Consider the following 17731-nt stretch of genomic DNA (forward strand, 5'->3'; position numbering starts at 1 on the left):
TGCTTTTTTCTGCATCGGGAAGCTGGACTTAAGCCAGTTTTTCCTTGATGCGAGCTGCTTTACCGGACAGGTCACGCAGGTAGTACAGCTTGGCTTTGCGTACGTCACCGCGACGTTTCACAGCCATGCTGTCGATTTGCGGGCTGTAGGTCTGGAAAGTACGCTCTACGCCAACACCGTTGGAGATTTTACGAACAGTGAAAGCACTGTTCACACCACGGTTACGCTTGGCGATTACCACGCCTTCGAACGCTTGCAGACGCGAACGGTCGCCTTCCTTCACTTTCACCTGAACGACAATGGTGTCGCCCGGGGCAAAGGTAGGGATCTCTTTGGTCATCTGCTCTGCTTCGAGTGCAAGGATGATTTTGTTAGTCATGCTGTGCTCCTAAGGTAAGTCAATGGACCTACCATCGATACGTTGTTAACTATCGTCCCGCGCGAGGATGTATTCCTCGAGCAGCTTCTTCTCTTCTCCAGAAAGCGAGCGGCTATCCAGAAGATCGGCGCGTCGTTCATAGGTCCGACCAAGGGACTGCTGTAAACGCCAACGCCGGATGTGTGCGTGATTGCCACTTAGCAATACGTCGGGAACACGCTGATCCGCATACACCTCCGGACGGGTGTAATGCGGGCAATCCAGCAAACCATCCGTGAAGGAATCTTCCTCCGCGGAGTCCGCATGCCCTAAAGCTCCAGGCAGCAGTCGTGTAACCGCATCTATCAGGACCATCGCCGGCAGCTCGCCGCCAGACAGGACATAGTCCCCAATCGACCACTCTTCATCGACATGAGCGTCAATAAAACGCTCGTCAATGCCTTCATAGCGACCGGCAATCAGGATCAAACTTTCCTCATTCGCCAGTTCGCGTACCGCCGCCTGTTTCAGCTGACGGCCTTGAGGGGACAGGTAAATTACCTTCGCCTTCTCCCCGGCGGCTGCCTTGGCCTGGGCCAACGCGTCCTCCAGGGGCTTGATCTTCATCACCATGCCCGGGCCACCGCCAAATGGGCGGTCGTCCACAGTGTGATGTCGATCCGTCGTGTAGTCTCGCGGGTTCCAACAGGTGAGCTGCAACAGCCCCTGTTTCACCGCCCGACTGGTGATGCCGTACTCGCTGATGGCGGAAAACATCTCGGGAAACAAACTGATCACTTCAATGCGCAGATTAGCCACGCTTAGAAGTCCGCGTCCCATTCCACCTTCATCTCGCCCGCGGCCAGGTCGACGGCCAACACGCACTGCCCGGTATAGGGCAACAGGCGTTCGCGATCATCCAGGCTGCCAGCGCAAGGCTTGACCACCATTACATCATTGGCGCCGGTTTCCAGAAGATGATCGATTTTCCCCAGCAATTGCCCGAGTTGATCAATAACCTTCAGACCTTCCAGCTGGTACCAGTAGTACTCGCCGTCGGTCAATTCAGGGAACAGGTTGCGCGGCACGCAGATCTCATAACCGGCCAGAAGACGAGCTTCTTCACGATCATCAAGACCCTTGAGCTTTGCGACCAGGAACTTGTCGCTCCCGCGTCCACTGACCAGCTCGACCTGTTTCACGCTGCCTTCGCGCTTGAGCGTCCAGGTTTTGTACTGCAACAGGTTTTCAGTCGGATCAGTAAAGGAATACACCTTCACTTCGCCGCGAACGCCATGAACAGAGTAAATCTTGCCGATAACGATCAAATCATCAGCAACAGTCGGCGTCGCGTTCATATTGCTCAGGCTGCGGCCTTAGCCGAGTCTTTCAACAGCTTGGCAACGCGCTCGGATGGCTGTGCGCCAACGCTCAGCCAGTAGGCTACGCGCTCTTGGTTCACGGACAGACGAACTTCCTGACCGCGAGCGATCGGGTTGAAGAAGCCAACTTGTTCCTTGTGAGAGCCGTCACGTGGGTTGCGGCTGTCAGTTACGGTCAAGTGGTAAAACGGGCGCTTTTTGGAGCCGCCAAGGGCAAGACGGATTGTTAGCATGTGAACATCGTTCCTGTAGTCGGTGCTGCAAATCTAAATGCACAGCGGGCATAGGTGCCCGAAAGGCCGCATATTCTAAGGAATATCCGGACTTTTGCAAATGTCTTTTTCCGGCGCCTGCCAGCGTGCCATTCAGATCTGCTATAGAGCCGTCGGTTAAAACGGCAAGTCAGCGCCCGCCAATGGCGGGTTTGCTGGAGATCCCGCATCCCTGCGGGTCGGAGCGCAAGCAGGGCCTGCGCTCGAATTCTTTACATCTTGGGCATGCCGCCGCCGGGCAACATACCGCCCATGCCGCGCATCATCTTGGCCATACCGCCCTTGGCGGAGAACTTCTTCATCATCTTCTGCATCTGCTTGTGCTGCTTGATCAAGCGACCGATGTCCTGCACCTGGGTGCCGGAACCCATGGCGATCCGGCGCTTGCGCGAACCGCTGATCAGCTCAGGGTCGCGGCGCTCGGCCGGGGTCATGGAGTTGATGATGGCTTCCATCTGCTTGAACTGCTTCTCTGCCGCGCCCTGGGCGTTGCCCATTTGCGCCAGGTTCACGCCGCCGATATTCGGCAGCTTGTCCATCAGGCCGCCGAGGCCGCCCATGTTCTTCATCTGTTGCAGCTGATCGCGGAAGTCTTCGAGGTCGAAGCCCTTGCCCTTCTTCAGCTTTTTGGCCAGCTTGTCGGCCTTGTCCTTGTCGAGCGTGGCTTCGGCCTGCTCGATCAGGCTGAGCACGTCGCCCATGCCGAGGATGCGCGAGGCGATACGCTCGGGGTGGAACGGTTCGAGCGCGTCGCTCTTCTCGCCCATGCCGATGAACTTGATCGGCTTGCCGGTGATGGCACGCACCGACAGTGCGGCACCGCCACGGGCGTCGCCGTCGACCTTGGTGAGGATCACGCCGGTCAGCGGCAGTGCGTCACCGAAGGCCTTGGCGGTGTTGGCCGCATCCTGGCCGGTCATGGCGTCGACCACGAACAGCGTCTCGACCGGGTTGATCGCGGCATGCAGCGCCTTGATCTCGCCCATCATCTCTTCATCGATGTGCAGGCGACCGGCGGTATCGACGATGACCACGTCGATGAATTTCAGCCTGGCTTCCTTAATCGCCGCGTTGGCAATGTCGACCGGCTTCTGGCTCAGGTCCGACGGGAAGAAGGTCACGCCAACTTCGCCCGCGAGCATTTCCAGCTGCTTGATGGCCGCCGGACGGTACACGTCGGCCGATACCACCATCACCGACTTCTTCTTGCGTTCTTTAAGGAAGCGCGCGAGCTTGCCGGCGGTGGTGGTTTTACCCGCGCCCTGCAGACCGGCCATCAAGACGACGGCCGGTGGCACGGCGCTGAGGTTCAGGTCTTCGTTGGCCGCGCCCATCAGGCTTTCGAGTTCGGCCTGGACAATCTTCACAAAGGCCTGGCCCGGGGTCAGGCTGCGCGACACTTCGGTGCCGACCGCACGCTCCTTGACCGAGTTGACGAAGTCCTTCACCACCGGCAAGGCCACGTCGGCTTCCAGCAACGCCATGCGCACTTCACGCAGGGTGTCTTTAATATTGTCCTCGGTCAGCTTGGCCTTGCCGGTGACATGGCGCAGCGTCTGCGAGAGACGGTCAGTCAGGTTTTCAAACATGCGCGATCCTTTCAGGCCCTATTCAACGATATGCATTGGTAGACCGAGGTAATGGCGGCCCAGGCTGCGGTAAATCGCTATTAAACATAGCGCTCGGCGAGCCTGCGGCGTGGGCAGGTCGCGGATTATAGCGAAGACTGCGCCCATGCACACCCGCTGTCTGGTGCGGGAGTCTTTCGTGCGGCGCGGGTGTGTGCCAAACTCAGCGCCTTTCGGGCTTGTCTATCAGGATTTATGCTCCCCTTGTCACCCAGTTTGCTACCCAGTCTCGCCGCCGCCATCGTGTATGCCGCTGCGACCCTCTATCAGGGCACTCGTCTGGCCCAAGGCGCCAAAGCGGACAAACGTCTGCTGACAGGCCTTGGCGTCCTCGCCCTGCTGGCCCATGCCGCCAGTCTGTTTACGCACCTGATGACCCCGGTCGGCCTGGGCCTGGATTTTTTCAGCGCCGCCAGCCTGATCGCCGCCGCCGTCATCGCACTGACACTGCTGGCGTGCTACCGGATTCCGGTCGAAAACCTGCTCGTGCTGCTGTTCCCGCTGGGCATGCTCACGGTGCTGCTGGCGCAATTCGCCCCTACCGGCACCGTACAGGTGATCGATGAAGAGCCGGGCATTCTCGCGCATATCCTGTTGTCGATCCTCGCCTACGGCATGTTCACCATCGCGGTGTTCCAATCGCTGCTGGTGTTGCTGCAAGACCACCAGCTCAAGCACAAGCACCCGTCCGGGCTGATCAAGAACTTCCCACCGCTGCAAACCATGGAAAGCCTGTTGTTCGGGTTCCTGTGGGCCGGCTGGAGCTTGCTGTCGCTGTCGCTGATCTCCGGCTGGTTGTTCGTCGAGAACCTGTTCGCCCAGCATCTGGTGCACAAGACCTTGCTGGCCTGCCTGGCCTGGATCGTGTTCAGCGTGTTGCTGTGGGGCCGCAACCGCCTCGGCTGGCGCGGGCACAAGGCCATCCGCTGGACCCTGGCCGGCTTCTGCCTGCTGATGCTGGCCTATTTCGGCAGCAAGCTGGTTCGCGAATACATCCTGCATATCTGACGAGCGGCGATCATGGACAACTTGCCCCTTGGGCCGATGCTCGCCGTAATTGCCCTGCTGATTCTATGGGCGGCGCTGTTTACCGCCATCGAGGCCGCGCAACAGCATCTCCTGGCCCTGCGCCCCGGCACCCGCCAGGGTGACAAGGCTGCCGCACGCCTGAGCTTCCCGCGCCACAGCCTGATCCTGTGCAACAGCCTGTGCCGCGCAGCCGTGGTCATTCTCTGCACACTGCTGGCGATCTACGCCTGGGCGCAGAACGGGCCCTGGTTGGGCTGGCTGATCGCCTGCGCGCTGCTGTTGATCCTCGCCGACTACCTGCCCCGCGCCCTGGCGACCCGCTATCCGCACGCCATCCTGGGTTTTGGCAATGCGCTTTTGGGCGTGCCGCTGAAAATCCTCTATCCCGCGGCCTGGCTGCTCAATGGCATCAGCCTGATGTTGCTGCGCCCGTTCGCGCGCAAGGCCGGCGTGGTGAAAAACAGCGACGAACCCTCGTCCGAGCACCACGACGAACCGCAACATGATGCCGACCAAGCGCATATGCCCGGCATGCCTGGCATCCATGCCCTGGACAACATCACCGTCAATGACATCCTGGTGCCGCGCAGCGAAGTGGACGGCATCAACCTGGATGACGCGATCAAAGACATCATCGAACAACTGCGCACTTCCCAGCGCACGCGGCTGCCGGTGTTCCACAGCGACATCAACCAGGTCGAAGCGGTGCTCAACACCCGGCAGATCCAGCACCTGCTGGCCGACGCCAGCCTGACCAAGGAAGCACTGCTGGCCGCCTGCCACGAACCCTACTTCGTGCCGGAAAGCACGCCGTTGCAGCTGCAACTGCTGAATTTCCACAAGCAGCAGCGTCGCCTGGGCATGGTGGTGGACGAGTACGGCGAAGTACTGGGCATCGTCACCCTGGAAGACATCCTGGAAGAAATCGTCGGTGAATTCGAAAGCGATCAGACGGTGGATAACCCGCACATCGAAGCCCAGCCCGATGGCCGCTACATCATCGACGGCGCCGCTTCGATCCGCGAACTGAACAAAAGCCTGGGCTGGCACCTGCCCAGCGACGGCCCCAAGACCCTCAATGGCTTGGTGACCGAGGCGCTGGAGACGATTCCAGACTGCGCGGTGTGCCTGAAGATTGGCCGCTATCGCCTGGAAATCCTCGAGACCGAGGACAACCGGGTGAGCAAGGTGCTGATCTGGCATACCAGCCATGTGCCCGTCGCCGCATAACCTCTGACAGCACCGAGTTCCAATGTGGGAGGGGGCTTGCCCCCGATAGCGGAGTGTCAGTCACTGCATCAGGTGACTGATACACCGCCATCGGGGGCAAGCCCCCTCCCACATTGGATCTGTGTTACTTCAGCTACTTGTTGTAATTCCACCCCCCTTCCTATAATCCCTGCGGCTTACCCAAGCCGCTCCGCGCACAACCCTGATCCATGGGTGTACGACCAATAATAATCCGCGTCCAAACGCGCAATGACCGTCAGGGATTACCGCCATGAGCACCACCTATAACGAGGCTGCGACCGCTGCCCCCACCAACTCGACGGCTCGCGTGGCGACCGCGAGCATCGTCGGCACCGCCATCGAGTTCTACGACTTCTATATCTACGCCACAGCTGCCGCGCTGGTGATCGGCCCGGTGTTCTTCCCGCAGACGTCCGGCACCGCGCAGATGCTGGCGTCGTTCCTGACCTTCGGCATCGCTTTTATCGCGCGCCCGCTGGGTTCGGCGCTGTTCGGCCACTTTGGCGACCGCATTGGCCGCAAGTCGACGCTGGTGGCCTCGCTGTTGCTGATGGGCGTGTGTACCACCCTGATCGGCTTGCTGCCCGGCTACGACAGCATTGGCGCCTGGGCACCGATCCTGTTGTGTGTATTGCGCTTCGGCCAAGGCCTGGGCCTGGGCGGGGAATGGGGCGGCGCGGCCTTGCTGGCGACCGAGAACGCGCCCAAAGGCAAACGCGCCTGGTTTGGGATGTTCCCGCAGTTGGGCCCGTCGATTGGCTTTTTGGCGGCCAATGGCTTGTTCCTGATTCTGGCCATGAGCCTGAACGACGAGCAGTTCCGCAGCTGGGGCTGGCGCATTCCGTTCATCCTCAGCGCGGCGCTGGTGATGGTGGGTCTGTACGCACGGCTCAAGCTGCACGAGACGCCGGTGTTCGCCAATGCCGTGGCCCATGAAAAACCGGTGAAGGTGCCGCTGGTGGAGCTGTTCAGCCAGCATTGGCTGCCGGTATTGCTGGGCGCCGCGTCGATGGTGGTGTGCTATGCGCTGTTCTATATCACCACCGCATTTTCCCTGAGCTACGGGGTATCGACCCTGGGCTACAGCCGTGAAACCTTCCTCGGCCTGTTGTGCTTCGCGGTGCTGTTCATGGGCCTGGCAACGCCGTTGGCGGCCCTGGCCAGCGATCGTTACGGGCGCAAGCCGGTGCTGATTGTCGGCGCGGTCCTGGCGATGCTGTCGGGCTTTACCATGGAGCCGCTGCTGACCCACGGCTCGACCTGGGCGGTGGCGCTGTTCCTGGCGCTGGAACTGTTCCTGATGGGCGTGACATTCGCGCCGATGGGTGCGCTGCTGCCGGAACTGTTCCCGACCCGCGTGCGTTATACCGGCGCTTCGGCGGCGTATAACCTGGGCGGGATCGTGGGCGCATCGGCGGCGCCGTTCTTCGCGACCAAGCTGGTGGCGATGGGCGGGCTGAGTTATGTCGGGGGGTATGTGTCGGCGGCAGCGTTGCTGAGTTTGATTGCGGTGCTGTGTCTGAAAGAGACGCGGGATAATGATTTGAACAAGGTCGCCTGATAGACCGCTATCGGGGGCAAGCCCCCTCCCACACTTGATCGGGTTCACATAGTTAGAGTTGTGAATACATTCAAATGTGGGAGGGGGCTTGCCCCCGATGCTTTTAGAGTTCTACAACCACAGCCTGAGAAGCCCGGGTCGCCTTGGCACGAGCAGCCTCAATCGACTCATCCCGCGCCAGCGCCACGCCCATGCGGCGCTGGCCGTTGACCTCGGGCTTGCCAAACAGACGCAACGCCGTATCCGGCTCGCTCAACGCAGCACCCAGGTTGGCAAACGCCGTCTGGGTCGACTGCCCCTCCACCAGAATCACCGCCGAAGCCGACGGCCCGAACTGACGGATCAACGGGATCGGCAGGCCGAGGATAGCGCGGGCGTGCAGGGCAAACTGCGACAAATCCTGGGAAATCAGGGTCACAAGACCGGTGTCATGGGGACGCGGCGACACTTCGCTGAACCACACCTGATCGCCCTTGATGAACAACTCCACGCCAAACAGACCACGACCGCCCAGGGCTTCGGTCACCGCCTTGGCAACGCGCTCGGACTCGGCCAGGGCAACCGGGCTCATGGCCTGGGGCTGCCAGGATTCCTGGTAGTCGCCCTTCTCCTGACGATGGCCGACCGGCGCGCAGAAGGTGGTGCCGCCAGCGTGGCGCACGGTCAACAGGGTGATTTCGTAGTCGAAATCGATAAAGCCTTCAATGATCACCCGACCTTTACCGGCCCGTCCGCCTTCCTGGGCGTAATCCCAGGCTTTCTGCACGTCATCGGCGCTGCGCAGCAGGCTCTGGCCCTTGCCCGACGAACTCATCACCGGCTTGACCACGCACGGGAAACCCAAGTCTTGCACGGCCTTGCTGTAGTCTTCGAAGGTGTCGGCGAAGTGGTACGGCGAGGTCGGCAGGTCCAGTTCTTCGGCAGCCAGACGACGGATGCCTTCGCGGTTCATGGTCAGCGAGGTGGCGCGCGCGGTCGGGATCACGGTGAACCCTTCGGCCTCCAGTTCCACCAGGGTAGCGGTGGCGATGGCTTCGATTTCCGGCACGATGAAGTGCGGCTTCTCCGCCTCGATTACGGCGCGCAAGGCGGCACCGTCGAGCATGTTGATCACGTGGCTGCGGTGCGCCACCTGCATGGCCGGCGCATTGGCGTAGCGATCCACGGCAATCACTTCAACGCCCAGGCGTTGCAGTTCGATCACCACTTCCTTGCCCAGCTCACCGCAGCCACACAGCAAAACGCGGGTCGCGGTTGGCGACAATGGAGTTCCGATTCGGGTCATCTCAGGTCCTCAGGGGAGCGGATCATGGGGAGAAAGGCCGGCATTTTACATGAACTGTAAAAATTGGCCTCAGTTGGCGACGGTCCGCTTGCGGATGCGCCAGGCCATGATCAGCCACACAGCCGTGACCCCGGCAAACTTAGACGCCAGGGCAGTGCCCACCACGGCTGGGGTCAGTGCGCCGATCAGGCCGAAGAAGATAAAGGTATCCAGGGGAATGCTCAGCGCCGAACTTATCCACAGGCGGTCGTGCAGCGGGCGCCGGGTGATGCTGAACACCAGCCAGTCGATGCACTCGGACACCGCGAACGCCGTGGCGCTGGCCAGGGCGATGGCCGGGTCGGATGTCACATATGACAGCACCAGCGCGGCCAGCATGGCGATGATCGCGCCGTGGCCGAAGCGGGTTTGCACCATGTCGCGCAGGATGAAGACCAGGCCACCCCAGGCGGACCAGATCACGTCCAGGTGCGGGGCGGTGGAGAAGGCGAAGTTGATCAGCACGACGCTGCTGATGTAGGCGATCAGGAAGAGCATGGGGCAGAAAACCTGTAGGAGCGAGCTTGCTCGCGAAAACCGTTAACGATGACGCGGGGGATCTGACTATACGCGGTGTTCTTGGGTTTTTCGCGAGCAAGCTCGCTCCTACAGGGGGGGCAGCAGTCAGGCGCCGGATTTACCAGAAACCATAAACACTAACCCACCCGCCAGCGCCCGCTCATGACACAACCCCAACACCACCCGTCGCTCGGCATTATCCATGCGGCTCCAACGCGTAATCTCGTCAACCGTACGCTGGCAGCCAGTACAAATGTCATCATCGTCCAACGCGCAAATGCTCACGCAAGGCGAGGCAACCGGCCGTTCAACCGCACTCATTCTTCCTGCTCAACCAGGTCCCGCGCATAGCGCTGCGCGTTATGCACATAGTGCGCGGCACTGGCTTCGAGCATGCGCTTCTGCGCTTCGGTCAGTTCACGCACTACTTTGCCCGGTGAACCCATCACCAGCGAGCCATCGGGAATTTCCTTGCCTTCGCCGATCAGCGAGTTCGCGCCGATGATGCAATGCTTGCCAATTTTGGCGCCGTTGAGAACTACCGCGTTGATGCCGATCAGGCTGTAGTCGTCGACAGTGCAGCCATGCAGCATGGCGTTATGGCCGATGGTCACGCCGGTGCCGAGGGTCAGCGGGTAGCCCATGTCGGTGTGCATCACGCTGCCGTCCTGCACGTTGCTGTTTTTGCCGATCAGGATCAGTTCGTTGTCGCCGCGCAATACCGCGTTGAACCAGACGTTGGCGCCCTCCTCCAGCTTGACCTTGCCCACCAGCGTGGCATTCGGTGCCACCCAACTGTTGGAATGCGTCTCGACGCGGGCGTCGCCCAGGCGGTATTTCATGGTGTTCCCTCACGGCTCGCCATTCAAACGATGGCTTAGATGTTGATGAAGCTCTTGGGTGGCTGATGCAGGCTGATCTGGGCGTCGTCATAGAGCAGGTTGATCAGCTCGACGATCATGATTGCCGTCAAGCCCCAGATCTTGTATTCGCCGAACCTGTAGCTTGGCACATACCAACTGCGGCCCTGATAGTCGATGCGGTGGGTGTGCTCGCGTGGGTCCTGGCGAAAAAATTCAAGGGGCACGCTGAAGACAGCGGCGATTTCGGCGTCGTTGGCCAAATATTCGACATAGTCGGGAATCACGCCTACATACGGCGTTACACGGATGCCGTGCAGGGAGATCAGCGGGCTCAACGGGCCAATGACCTCGACCAGCCCCGGCGGCAGGCCGATTTCTTCTTCGGCTTCGCGCAGGGCGGTAAAGATCAGGTCCGGGTCTTCGGGGTCGCGGCGCCCGCCGGGAAAGGCCACTTCGCCGCCATGGGTCGACAGGCCGCTGGCGCGCAGGGTCAGGATCAGCTCGGGTTCGTCACTGCGGGTAATCGGTACCAGCACCGCGGCCTCGGGGAAACGCCCGTCGGTCTCCAGGGTGTGGGGAGTGTGATTGCTTACCCGGCGAAGTAGCTCGTCCAGCATGAGTCATCTCGGTCTGTTGGCTACCTTGCATCATGCACCAAAGCGAGCAGGCGCCCAACCCCAAAACCACAGGCGTGTCGCGAAACGACAACTTGCAGGGCCCTGCCCGCCAAGCCAAGATAGGCCCACTCCCCAGGAACCCCAGCATGAATTTCTGCAGCCAGTGCGGTAAATCGGTCACCCAACGCATTCCCGAAGGCGACGCGCGCCTGCGCTATGTCTGTGACCATTGCTCGACCATTCACTATCAGAACCCCAATATCGTTGCTGGTACCGTGCCGGTGTGGGGCGACAAAGTGCTGCTGTGCCGCCGCGCCATCGAGCCGCGCCTGGGCTACTGGACCCTGCCCGCGGGCTTTATGGAAAACGGCGAAACCGTCGAGCAGGCCGCCATGCGCGAGACGCTGGAAGAAGCCTGTGCCCGCGTGCGCAACCTGAGCCTCTACACCCTGATCAATGTGCCGCACATCAGCCAGGTGCATATCTTCTACCGCGCCGAGCTGATCGACCTGGACTTCGCCGCAGGCATCGAAAGCCTGGAAGTGAAGCTGTTCGCCGAGGCCGATATCCCTTGGTCCGAGCTGGCTTTCCGCACGGTCGGGCGTACCTTAGAATGCTTCTTCGCTGACCGTCGCCAACAGGCCTACCCGGTGCGCAGCGAGTCCGTGCCACCGCTGTCCAAGCCCGCCCAATAACAAGCCGGCCGATCGTCGCCAAAGGGATACCGTTTCAATGCGTTGGTTGCTTGCTCTGATCTGCCTGTCGTTCGCTGCCCTGTCCTCGGCCTCCACGGTGGAAACCCTGGGCGGCAAACCTGTCGAAAAAGTCCTGGTGCTCAAATCCGCCCACCAGTTGCAGTTGATCAACGACGGCAAGCCCCTCAAGACCTATCGCATATCCCTGGGAAAAAACCCCAAAGGCCACAAACTGATCGAGGGCGACCGTCGCACGCCTGAAGGCTTGTACTGGATCGATTGGCGCAAGACCAGCGAGCGCTTCAACCTGGCCATGCACATCTCCTACCCCAATATCAGCGACGCCGCCCGCGCGCGCCGCGAAGGGGTGAAACCGGGCAGCATGATCATGATCCACGGCACGCCCGACACCGAGGACTATCCGGAACAGTGGTTTCACACCCTGGACTGGACCGACGGCTGCATCGGCATGCGCAATGTGGACATGCGCGAAGTCTGGAGCCTGGTCAAGGACGGCACCCTGATCGAGATTCGGCCCTGATCGGCGACCGCTCGTAAAATAATTCGAAAATATTTCCTGCCCCAGGCAGCGCCTGCCGGTGAATACCAGTTCACTGCGCGGGCTGCGCATGTGTGCGCGCAACAAAAACCTTTCTAATACCACTTGATACCACGCACCGTTAAGAAGCCCTGAAACCGGGGCTCGCACCGTTTTGGCAGCATTGACATGGTATTTAAGTGGTATTAATTTCCGGCCATTACCGGGCGACAACACTCCAATAACGCATCGGAAACCTGACAGATGAATCCCATCCTGGCCCTGCGCCCCGACGACAAGCAATCCACGCCGCTGTACCTGCAACTGGCTCGCAGCCTTGAAGCCGCGATCCATGCCGGCCAGTGGAAATCCGAGCAGGCCCTGCCCTCCGAACGCGCCCTCAGCGAACAGCTGAGCATCTCGCGGGTGACCGCCCGCAAAGCGCTGGAAGTGTTGCTTGCCCAGGGCTTGATCCGCCGCAGCCAGGGCTCCGGCACCTTTATTACGCCGCGCCTGGAACAACCGTTGTCGCGCTTGTCGGGATTCAGTGAAATGCTCCGGCTCAAGGGGTTTGTGCCCACCTCCCAGTGGCTGGAGCGCGACATCACCCCGCCCACCCACGAAGAACTGATCCGTCTGTGCCTGTCGCCCACCGACAAAGTGGCGCGCCTCAAGCGCCTGCGCAAAGCCGATGACACGGTGATGGCGATCGAAATGACCACCCTGCCCGCCTCCGTACTGCCCCAGCCGCAAGCCATCGGCAATTCGCTGTACGAATACCTGGAAGGCATCGGCAAGCCCATCGTACGTGCCCTGCAACATATCCAGGCGATCAATGCGTCGGACGAGTTCGCCAAGCTGGTGGGCATCGCCCCCGGCACCGCCATGCTGCTGATGACCCGCGTGGGCTACACCGCCGACAACACGCCGATTGAAATCACCGACACCTACTGCCGCAACGACTACTACGACTTTGTCGCAGAGCTGCGCCGTCATGACTATTCCGCCGAATTGCGAATTTAGAGAACTGCCCATGTCCGAAGACAATATCCTCACGCCCAGCGGCTGGATGCGCGGCCGCCTGGTGCACGAGCACGGCAAGGTAGTTGCCATTGAAGGCACGCCGTGCGACCCGGCCGACAACGACCTGCCCTATTTGCTGCCAGGCTTTATCGACCTGCATGTGCACGGCGGCGGCGGCGCGGACATCATGGAAGGTGCCAACGCTTTCGAGACCATCACCCGGACCCACGTGCGGTTCGGCACCACCTCACTATTGGCCACCACCATGACGGCGCCGGTGGACGAAATCACCAGCGTCCTCGGTGAACTCGGCAGGTTCTGCGAGCAGCGTCCGACAGGCAGCGCCCGGGTATTGGGCGTGCACCTGGAAGGTCCTTACATCAACCCGGGCAAACTCGGTGCACAACCCAACTTCGCCCACACCGCGTTGATGGCCGAAGTCGAAGGCTATCTGCGCCTGGCGCCGATCCGGGTGATCACCATCGCCCCGGAAATCGCCGGCCACGACGGCCTGATCCGCGCCCTCAGCGAACGCGGCGTGCGCATGCAGATCGGCCACACCCTGGGCAGCTACGAAGAAGGCGTCGCCGCCCTCGCCGCCGGCGCCACCAGCTTTACCCACTTGTACAACGCCATGAGCCCGCTGCATCACCGCGAGCCGGGCATCGTCGGCGCCGCGCTGGCCCACGCCAAGTACGCCGAGCTGATACCGGACTTGCTGCATGTACATCCCGGCGCGATCCGCGTGGCCTTGCGCTCGATCCCGTGCCTGTACTGCGTCACCGACTCCACCGCCGCCGCCGGCATGCCCGATGGCGAATACAAGCTGGGCAGCCACACCGTGACCAAATGCCTGGGCGGCGTGCGCCTGGCCGACGGCACCCTGGCCGGCAGCACCCTGACCATGGATCAGGCGCTGCGCAACCTGGTGAAAATCGGCCTGCCTATCAGTGAAGCCTCACAACGCCTGTCGCAGTTTCCTGCGGACTACCTGGGCCTGGAAGAACGCGGTCGCCTGCAACCCGGCAGCTTTGCCGACTGCGTGCGCCTGGACCGCTCCCTGACACTCACCGACGTAATGGTCGAAGGAGACACCATTGACTTCAAAAATGCTTGAAGAGGCCCTGGCCTCCTGCGACGCCGTCGCGGCACAACTGCAACGCCTGGACCCGGCCTTGCAGGAAATCGCCGGTCGCCTGCGCCGCCAGCCGCCGCAAGTGGCGATGACCATCGCCCGTGGCAGCTCGGACCACGCCGCCAGTTACTTCGCTTACCTGGCCATGCAGCATGTGGGCATTCCGGTGGCGTCGTTGCCGATGTCGGTGGTGACCTTGTTGCAGGCGCCGATGAAAGTCAGCGGCCAGGTGGCGTTCGGGTTCTCCCAGTCTGGTCAGAGCCCGGATCTGGTCAACAGCCTGCGCCTGTTGCGCAAGCGCGGCGCCTTGAGCATCTCGCTGGTGAATGCCGAAGACTCGCCGCTGCAAGCCGCGTGTGAGTTTCACGTGCCGCTGTGCGCCGGACCGGAACTCAGCGTGGCCGCGACCAAGAGCTTTATCGCCACCCTCAGCGCCAGCGCGCAGTTGATCGGCCACTGGAACCAGGAACCCGACCTGCTGCAAGCCTGCCAGGCCCTGCCCGATGGCCTGCGCGATGCCGCCAAGCAAGATTGGCGCCTGGCCGTCGATGCGCTCAAAGGTAGCCAGCGCTTGATGGTGATCGGCCGTGGCGCCGGGTTTGCCATTGCTCAGGAAGCCGCGCTCAAGCTCAAGGAAACCTCGGCGATCCAGGCCGAAGCTTTCAGCAGCGCCGAGGTGCGTCACGGGCCGATGGCCTTGATCGACGAAAACTACCCCTTGCTGGTCTTCGCCCCACGCGGCGCCGAACAGGCCGGCCTGCTGACCTTGGCCGCCGATATGCGCCAGCGCGGCGCCTGCGTATTGCTGGCCGCACCAGACGATATTGCCGAACGCGACCTGACCCTGAGCCGCGCCGAACACCCAAGCCTGGACCCGATCCTGGCGATCCAGAGCTTCTACGTGATGGCCGCCGGCCTGGCTGAGGCACGGGGCATGGACCCGGACCAGCCGCGCCACCTGAGCAAAGTCACCCGCACGCACTGAAGCGGCGTTTTCCTGATGAGTACCGTGCCCATGTCCAACAACAATAATCCATTGACCTTAAGCGCCCCCTTGAGTGGGCCGGTGCTGGCCCTGAACCGCGTCCCCGACGAAGTGTTCGCCAGCGGCGCCATGGGCGACGGGATTGCCATCGACCCGTTGAACGATTGCCTGCAGGCGCCCTGTGACGGTGTGATCATCCATGTCGCCCGCACCGGGCATGCCCTGACCATCCGCGCTGATAACGGTGCCGAAGTGCTGATGCATGTAGGCATCGACACCGTGGAACTCAAGGGCGAAGGCTTTGCCTTGCTGGTGAAGGAAGGCGCACGGGTGAGCGAGGGCCAGCCGTTGGTGCAGTTTGACCTGGACCGCATTGCGCGCCAGTGCAAAAGCCTGGTGAGCCTGATCATCCTGACTAACAGTGATCGCTATGAGCTGACGTCTTTGCCGCTGAAGACAGTCAAGGTTGGCGAGCCGTTGATGCGCATTGCTGCGCGTGCCACCGCCACTGTTCAAGCGGCTGTGGATAACTCCAGCTTTGAGACCAGCGCCAGCGTGCGCATCACCCACCGGGGCGGTTTGCATGCACGCCCTGCCGCCCTGATTCGCAAGACGGCCCAGGGTTTCAGCAGCCAGTCGCACCTGCACTTCGCTGACAAGTCGGCGTCGTGCGACAGCCTGATTGGCTTGATGGGCCTGGGCATTGGCGAAGGCGACGAAGTGCGGGTGAGTTGCCGTGGCCAAGACGCCGAGGCGGCGTTGCAAGGATTGATTGCGGCGTTGTCTGTGGCGGTCAGCGAAACGCATCACGCGCCGGTAGTCGCTGCTGCGCCACGTCGCGCCAATGTTGAAGCCGATGTGCTGCAAGGCGTTTGTGCAGCGCCCGGCCTGGTGTGCGGGCCGCTGTTTCGCCTGACCGGCATCGAGTTGCCGGAAGACACCGGCAACCATAGTGCCGACGAACAACAGCAGCGCCTCGACACAGCGCTAGAACAGGTGCGCGATGAAATCCGCAGCACCCTCGAGCATGCCCGCCAACGCAAGAACGTCGAGGAAGAAGACATCTTCGCCGCCCACCTCGCGCTGCTGGAAGACCCGGCGCTGCTGGAAGCGGCCACCGACGCAATCGCTCAAGGCAGCGCTGCCACCCACGCCTGGCGTGATGCAATCCAGGCCCAGTGCGCCGTGCTGTTGGCGTTGGGCAAGCCGTTGTTTGCCGAGCGCGCCAACGATCTTCGCGACCTGCAACAACGCGTATTGCGCGCCTTGCTGGGTGAGGCCTGGCACTTTGAGCTGCCCGCCGGATCGATTGTCAGTGCCCATGAACTGACACCATCGGACTTGCTGCAACTGAGTGAGCAGCAGGCTGTGGGTATCTGTATGGCCGAAGGCGGCGCCACGTCACACGTCGCCATTCTTGCGCGGGGTAAAGGCTTACCCTGCGTGGTCGCGCTGGGTGCCGAGGTGCTGGATGTGCCCCAGGGCCGGCGCGTGGTGCTGGACGCCGCCAATGGCCGCCTGGAACTGGCCCCCACTGACGCGCGCCATGCTGAAGTGCACCAGATTCGCGACGCGCAGAAGGTTCGTCGTCAGCAGCAACAGGCTCAGGCCCAACTGCCTGCCCGCACCACCGATGGCGTGAGCATTGAAATAGCCGCCAACGTCGCCTCCAGCAGCGAGGCCCAACTGGCGTTCGAAAACGGCGCCGATGGCGTCGGCCTGCTGCGCACCGAATTCCTCTTCGTCGACCGCCGCACCGCGCCGGATGAACAGGAACAACGCCAGGCTTATCAGGCCGTGCTGGATGCCATGGGCGACAAATCGGTGATCATTCGCACCATCGATGTGGGCGGCGACAAGCAGCTCGACTACCTGCCGCTGCCTGTGGAAGCCAACCCGGTGTTGGGCCTGCGCGGTATTCGCATGGCCCAGGTGCGCCCCGAACTGCTCGACCAGCAACTGCGCGCCCTGTTGCAAGTCTCGCCGCTGGCGCGTTGCCGCATCCTCTTGCCAATGGTCAGTGAAGTGGACGAATTGCTGCAGATCCGCCAGCGCCTGGATGAACTGTGCGCCGAGTTGGGTTTGAGCCAGCGCCCTGAACTGGGCGTGATGATCGAAGTGCCCGCCGCCGCGCTGATGGCTGAACAGCTGGCCGAACATGCGGACTTTTTGTCCATCGGCACCAATGACCTGTCCCAGTACACCCTGGCCATGGACCGCGACCACGCGGGCCTCGCCGCGCGCGTCGATGCGTTGCACCCGGCCTTGCTGCGGCTGATTGCGCAAACCTGCGCCGGTGCTGCGAAACACGGGCGTTGGGTCGGCGTGTGCGGCGCCCTCGCCTCCGACCCGCTGGCCACGCCCGTGCTGGTCGGCCTGGGGGTTACCGAGTTGTCGGTAAGCCCGCCGCAGATCGGCGAAATCAAGGACCGCGTCCGTCACCTGGACGCCGCGCAATGCCGGCAACTGAGCCTTGAGCTGCTCAACCTGAGCAGTGCCAAGGCCGTTCGCCAAGCCTGTCAACACCACTGGCCGCTGAGCTGAAAACAAC

Annotated in this window: 19 protein-coding genes; 9 read left to right on the forward strand and 10 right to left on the reverse strand. The window is 61.9% G+C overall.

Annotation, left to right across the window (positions count from 1 at the left end; genetic code table 11):
• Window positions 1-28: 28 nt before the first annotated feature.
• The 5 genes from rplS to ffh form a co-directional block, all read right to left on the reverse strand.
• Window positions 29-379, reverse strand: coding sequence for a 50S ribosomal protein L19 (gene rplS, locus TU82_RS14875; RefSeq protein WP_003175895.1), 351 nt, complete (start codon window positions 377-379; stop codon window positions 29-31).
• A gap of 45 nt (window positions 380-424) precedes the next feature.
• A complete protein-coding gene (gene trmD / locus TU82_RS14880) occupies window positions 425-1198 on the reverse strand; it encodes a tRNA (guanosine(37)-N1)-methyltransferase TrmD (protein ID WP_173667478.1) in 774 nt (257 codons plus the stop codon).
• Window positions 1180-1716 carry a ribosome maturation factor RimM gene (gene rimM / locus TU82_RS14885; protein ID WP_057723919.1) on the reverse strand — a complete coding sequence of 179 codons (537 nt, stop codon included), beginning with the start codon at window positions 1714-1716 and terminating at the stop codon, window positions 1180-1182. Before rimM ends, trmD begins: the two co-directional genes overlap by 19 nt.
• 5 nt (window positions 1717-1721) lie before the next feature.
• On the reverse strand, window positions 1722-1973 hold the full coding sequence (gene rpsP / locus TU82_RS14890) for a 30S ribosomal protein S16 (RefSeq protein WP_003238923.1): 252 nt from the start codon (window positions 1971-1973) through the stop codon (window positions 1722-1724).
• Window positions 1974-2224: 251 nt separating this feature from the next.
• Window positions 2225-3601: a signal recognition particle protein gene (gene ffh / locus TU82_RS14895; protein ID WP_024077237.1), complete on the reverse strand. Its 1377-nt coding sequence runs from the start codon at window positions 3599-3601 to the stop codon at window positions 2225-2227.
• Between the two features lie 234 nt (window positions 3602-3835).
• Between ffh and TU82_RS14900 the strand changes: the two genes are divergently transcribed.
• From TU82_RS14900 to TU82_RS14910, 3 genes are all read left to right on the forward strand, one after another.
• Window positions 3836-4648, forward strand: a complete 813-nt coding sequence (locus tag TU82_RS14900; RefSeq protein WP_057723920.1) for a cytochrome C assembly family protein — start codon at window positions 3836-3838, stop codon at window positions 4646-4648.
• A 12-nt stretch (window positions 4649-4660) separates the two neighbouring features.
• On the forward strand, window positions 4661-5899 hold the full coding sequence (locus TU82_RS14905) for a transporter associated domain-containing protein (protein WP_057723921.1): 1239 nt from the start codon (window positions 4661-4663) through the stop codon (window positions 5897-5899).
• Window positions 5900-6170: 271 nt separating this feature from the next.
• Window positions 6171-7481, forward strand: coding sequence for an MFS transporter (locus TU82_RS14910; protein ID WP_057723922.1), 1311 nt, complete (start codon window positions 6171-6173; stop codon window positions 7479-7481).
• A gap of 103 nt (window positions 7482-7584) precedes the next feature.
• Here the strand turns inward: TU82_RS14910 and purT are convergent, their stop codons facing one another.
• The 5 genes from purT to TU82_RS14930 all read right to left on the reverse strand — a co-directional run bounded on the left by purT (window position 7585) and on the right by TU82_RS14930 (window position 10804).
• A complete protein-coding gene (purT, locus tag TU82_RS14915) occupies window positions 7585-8766 on the reverse strand; it encodes a formate-dependent phosphoribosylglycinamide formyltransferase (RefSeq protein ID WP_057723923.1) in 1182 nt (393 codons plus the stop codon).
• A 69-nt stretch (window positions 8767-8835) separates the two neighbouring features.
• A complete protein-coding gene (locus tag TU82_RS14920) occupies window positions 8836-9303 on the reverse strand; it encodes a VUT family protein (RefSeq protein WP_057723924.1) in 468 nt (155 codons plus the stop codon).
• A gap of 126 nt (window positions 9304-9429) precedes the next feature.
• Entirely contained in the window at window positions 9430-9645 is a 216-nt protein-coding gene (locus TU82_RS27920; protein ID WP_082632022.1) for a DUF1289 domain-containing protein, read from the reverse strand.
• Window positions 9642-10166: a gamma carbonic anhydrase family protein gene (locus TU82_RS14925; protein WP_057723925.1), complete on the reverse strand. Its 525-nt coding sequence runs from the start codon at window positions 10164-10166 to the stop codon at window positions 9642-9644. The genes TU82_RS27920 and TU82_RS14925 overlap by 4 nt, the downstream gene beginning before the upstream one ends.
• Window positions 10167-10201: 35 nt before the next feature.
• Entirely contained in the window at window positions 10202-10804 is a 603-nt protein-coding gene (locus tag TU82_RS14930) for a CoA pyrophosphatase (protein WP_056858702.1), read from the reverse strand.
• Between the two features lie 146 nt (window positions 10805-10950).
• Between TU82_RS14930 and TU82_RS14935 the strand changes: the two genes are divergently transcribed.
• From TU82_RS14935 to ptsP, 6 genes are all read left to right on the forward strand, one after another.
• A complete protein-coding gene (locus TU82_RS14935; protein WP_057723926.1) occupies window positions 10951-11499 on the forward strand; it encodes an NUDIX hydrolase in 549 nt (182 codons plus the stop codon).
• A 37-nt stretch (window positions 11500-11536) separates the two neighbouring features.
• Window positions 11537-12040 (forward strand): L,D-transpeptidase family protein, encoded by a 504-nt coding sequence (locus TU82_RS14940; RefSeq protein ID WP_057723927.1) that lies wholly within the window; start codon window positions 11537-11539, stop codon window positions 12038-12040.
• A 261-nt stretch (window positions 12041-12301) separates the two neighbouring features.
• Window positions 12302-13060 carry a GntR family transcriptional regulator gene (locus TU82_RS14945; protein WP_057723928.1) on the forward strand — a complete coding sequence of 253 codons (759 nt, stop codon included), beginning with the start codon at window positions 12302-12304 and terminating at the stop codon, window positions 13058-13060.
• 10 nt (window positions 13061-13070) lie between these two features.
• Entirely contained in the window at window positions 13071-14177 is a 1107-nt protein-coding gene (gene nagA / locus TU82_RS14950; RefSeq protein WP_057723929.1) for an N-acetylglucosamine-6-phosphate deacetylase, read from the forward strand.
• Window positions 14158-15180, forward strand: a complete 1023-nt coding sequence (locus TU82_RS14955) for an SIS domain-containing protein (RefSeq protein ID WP_156421663.1) — start codon at window positions 14158-14160, stop codon at window positions 15178-15180. The genes nagA and TU82_RS14955 overlap by 20 nt, the downstream gene beginning before the upstream one ends.
• Window positions 15181-15210: 30 nt before the next feature.
• Window positions 15211-17724: a phosphoenolpyruvate--protein phosphotransferase gene (gene ptsP / locus TU82_RS14960; RefSeq protein WP_057723931.1), complete on the forward strand. Its 2514-nt coding sequence runs from the start codon at window positions 15211-15213 to the stop codon at window positions 17722-17724.
• Window positions 17725-17731 lie beyond the last annotated feature (7 nt).

Origin of the sequence: Pseudomonas orientalis, assembly GCF_001439815.1 — a bacterium.
Taxonomy (GTDB): domain Bacteria; phylum Pseudomonadota; class Gammaproteobacteria; order Pseudomonadales; family Pseudomonadaceae; genus Aquipseudomonas; species Aquipseudomonas orientalis.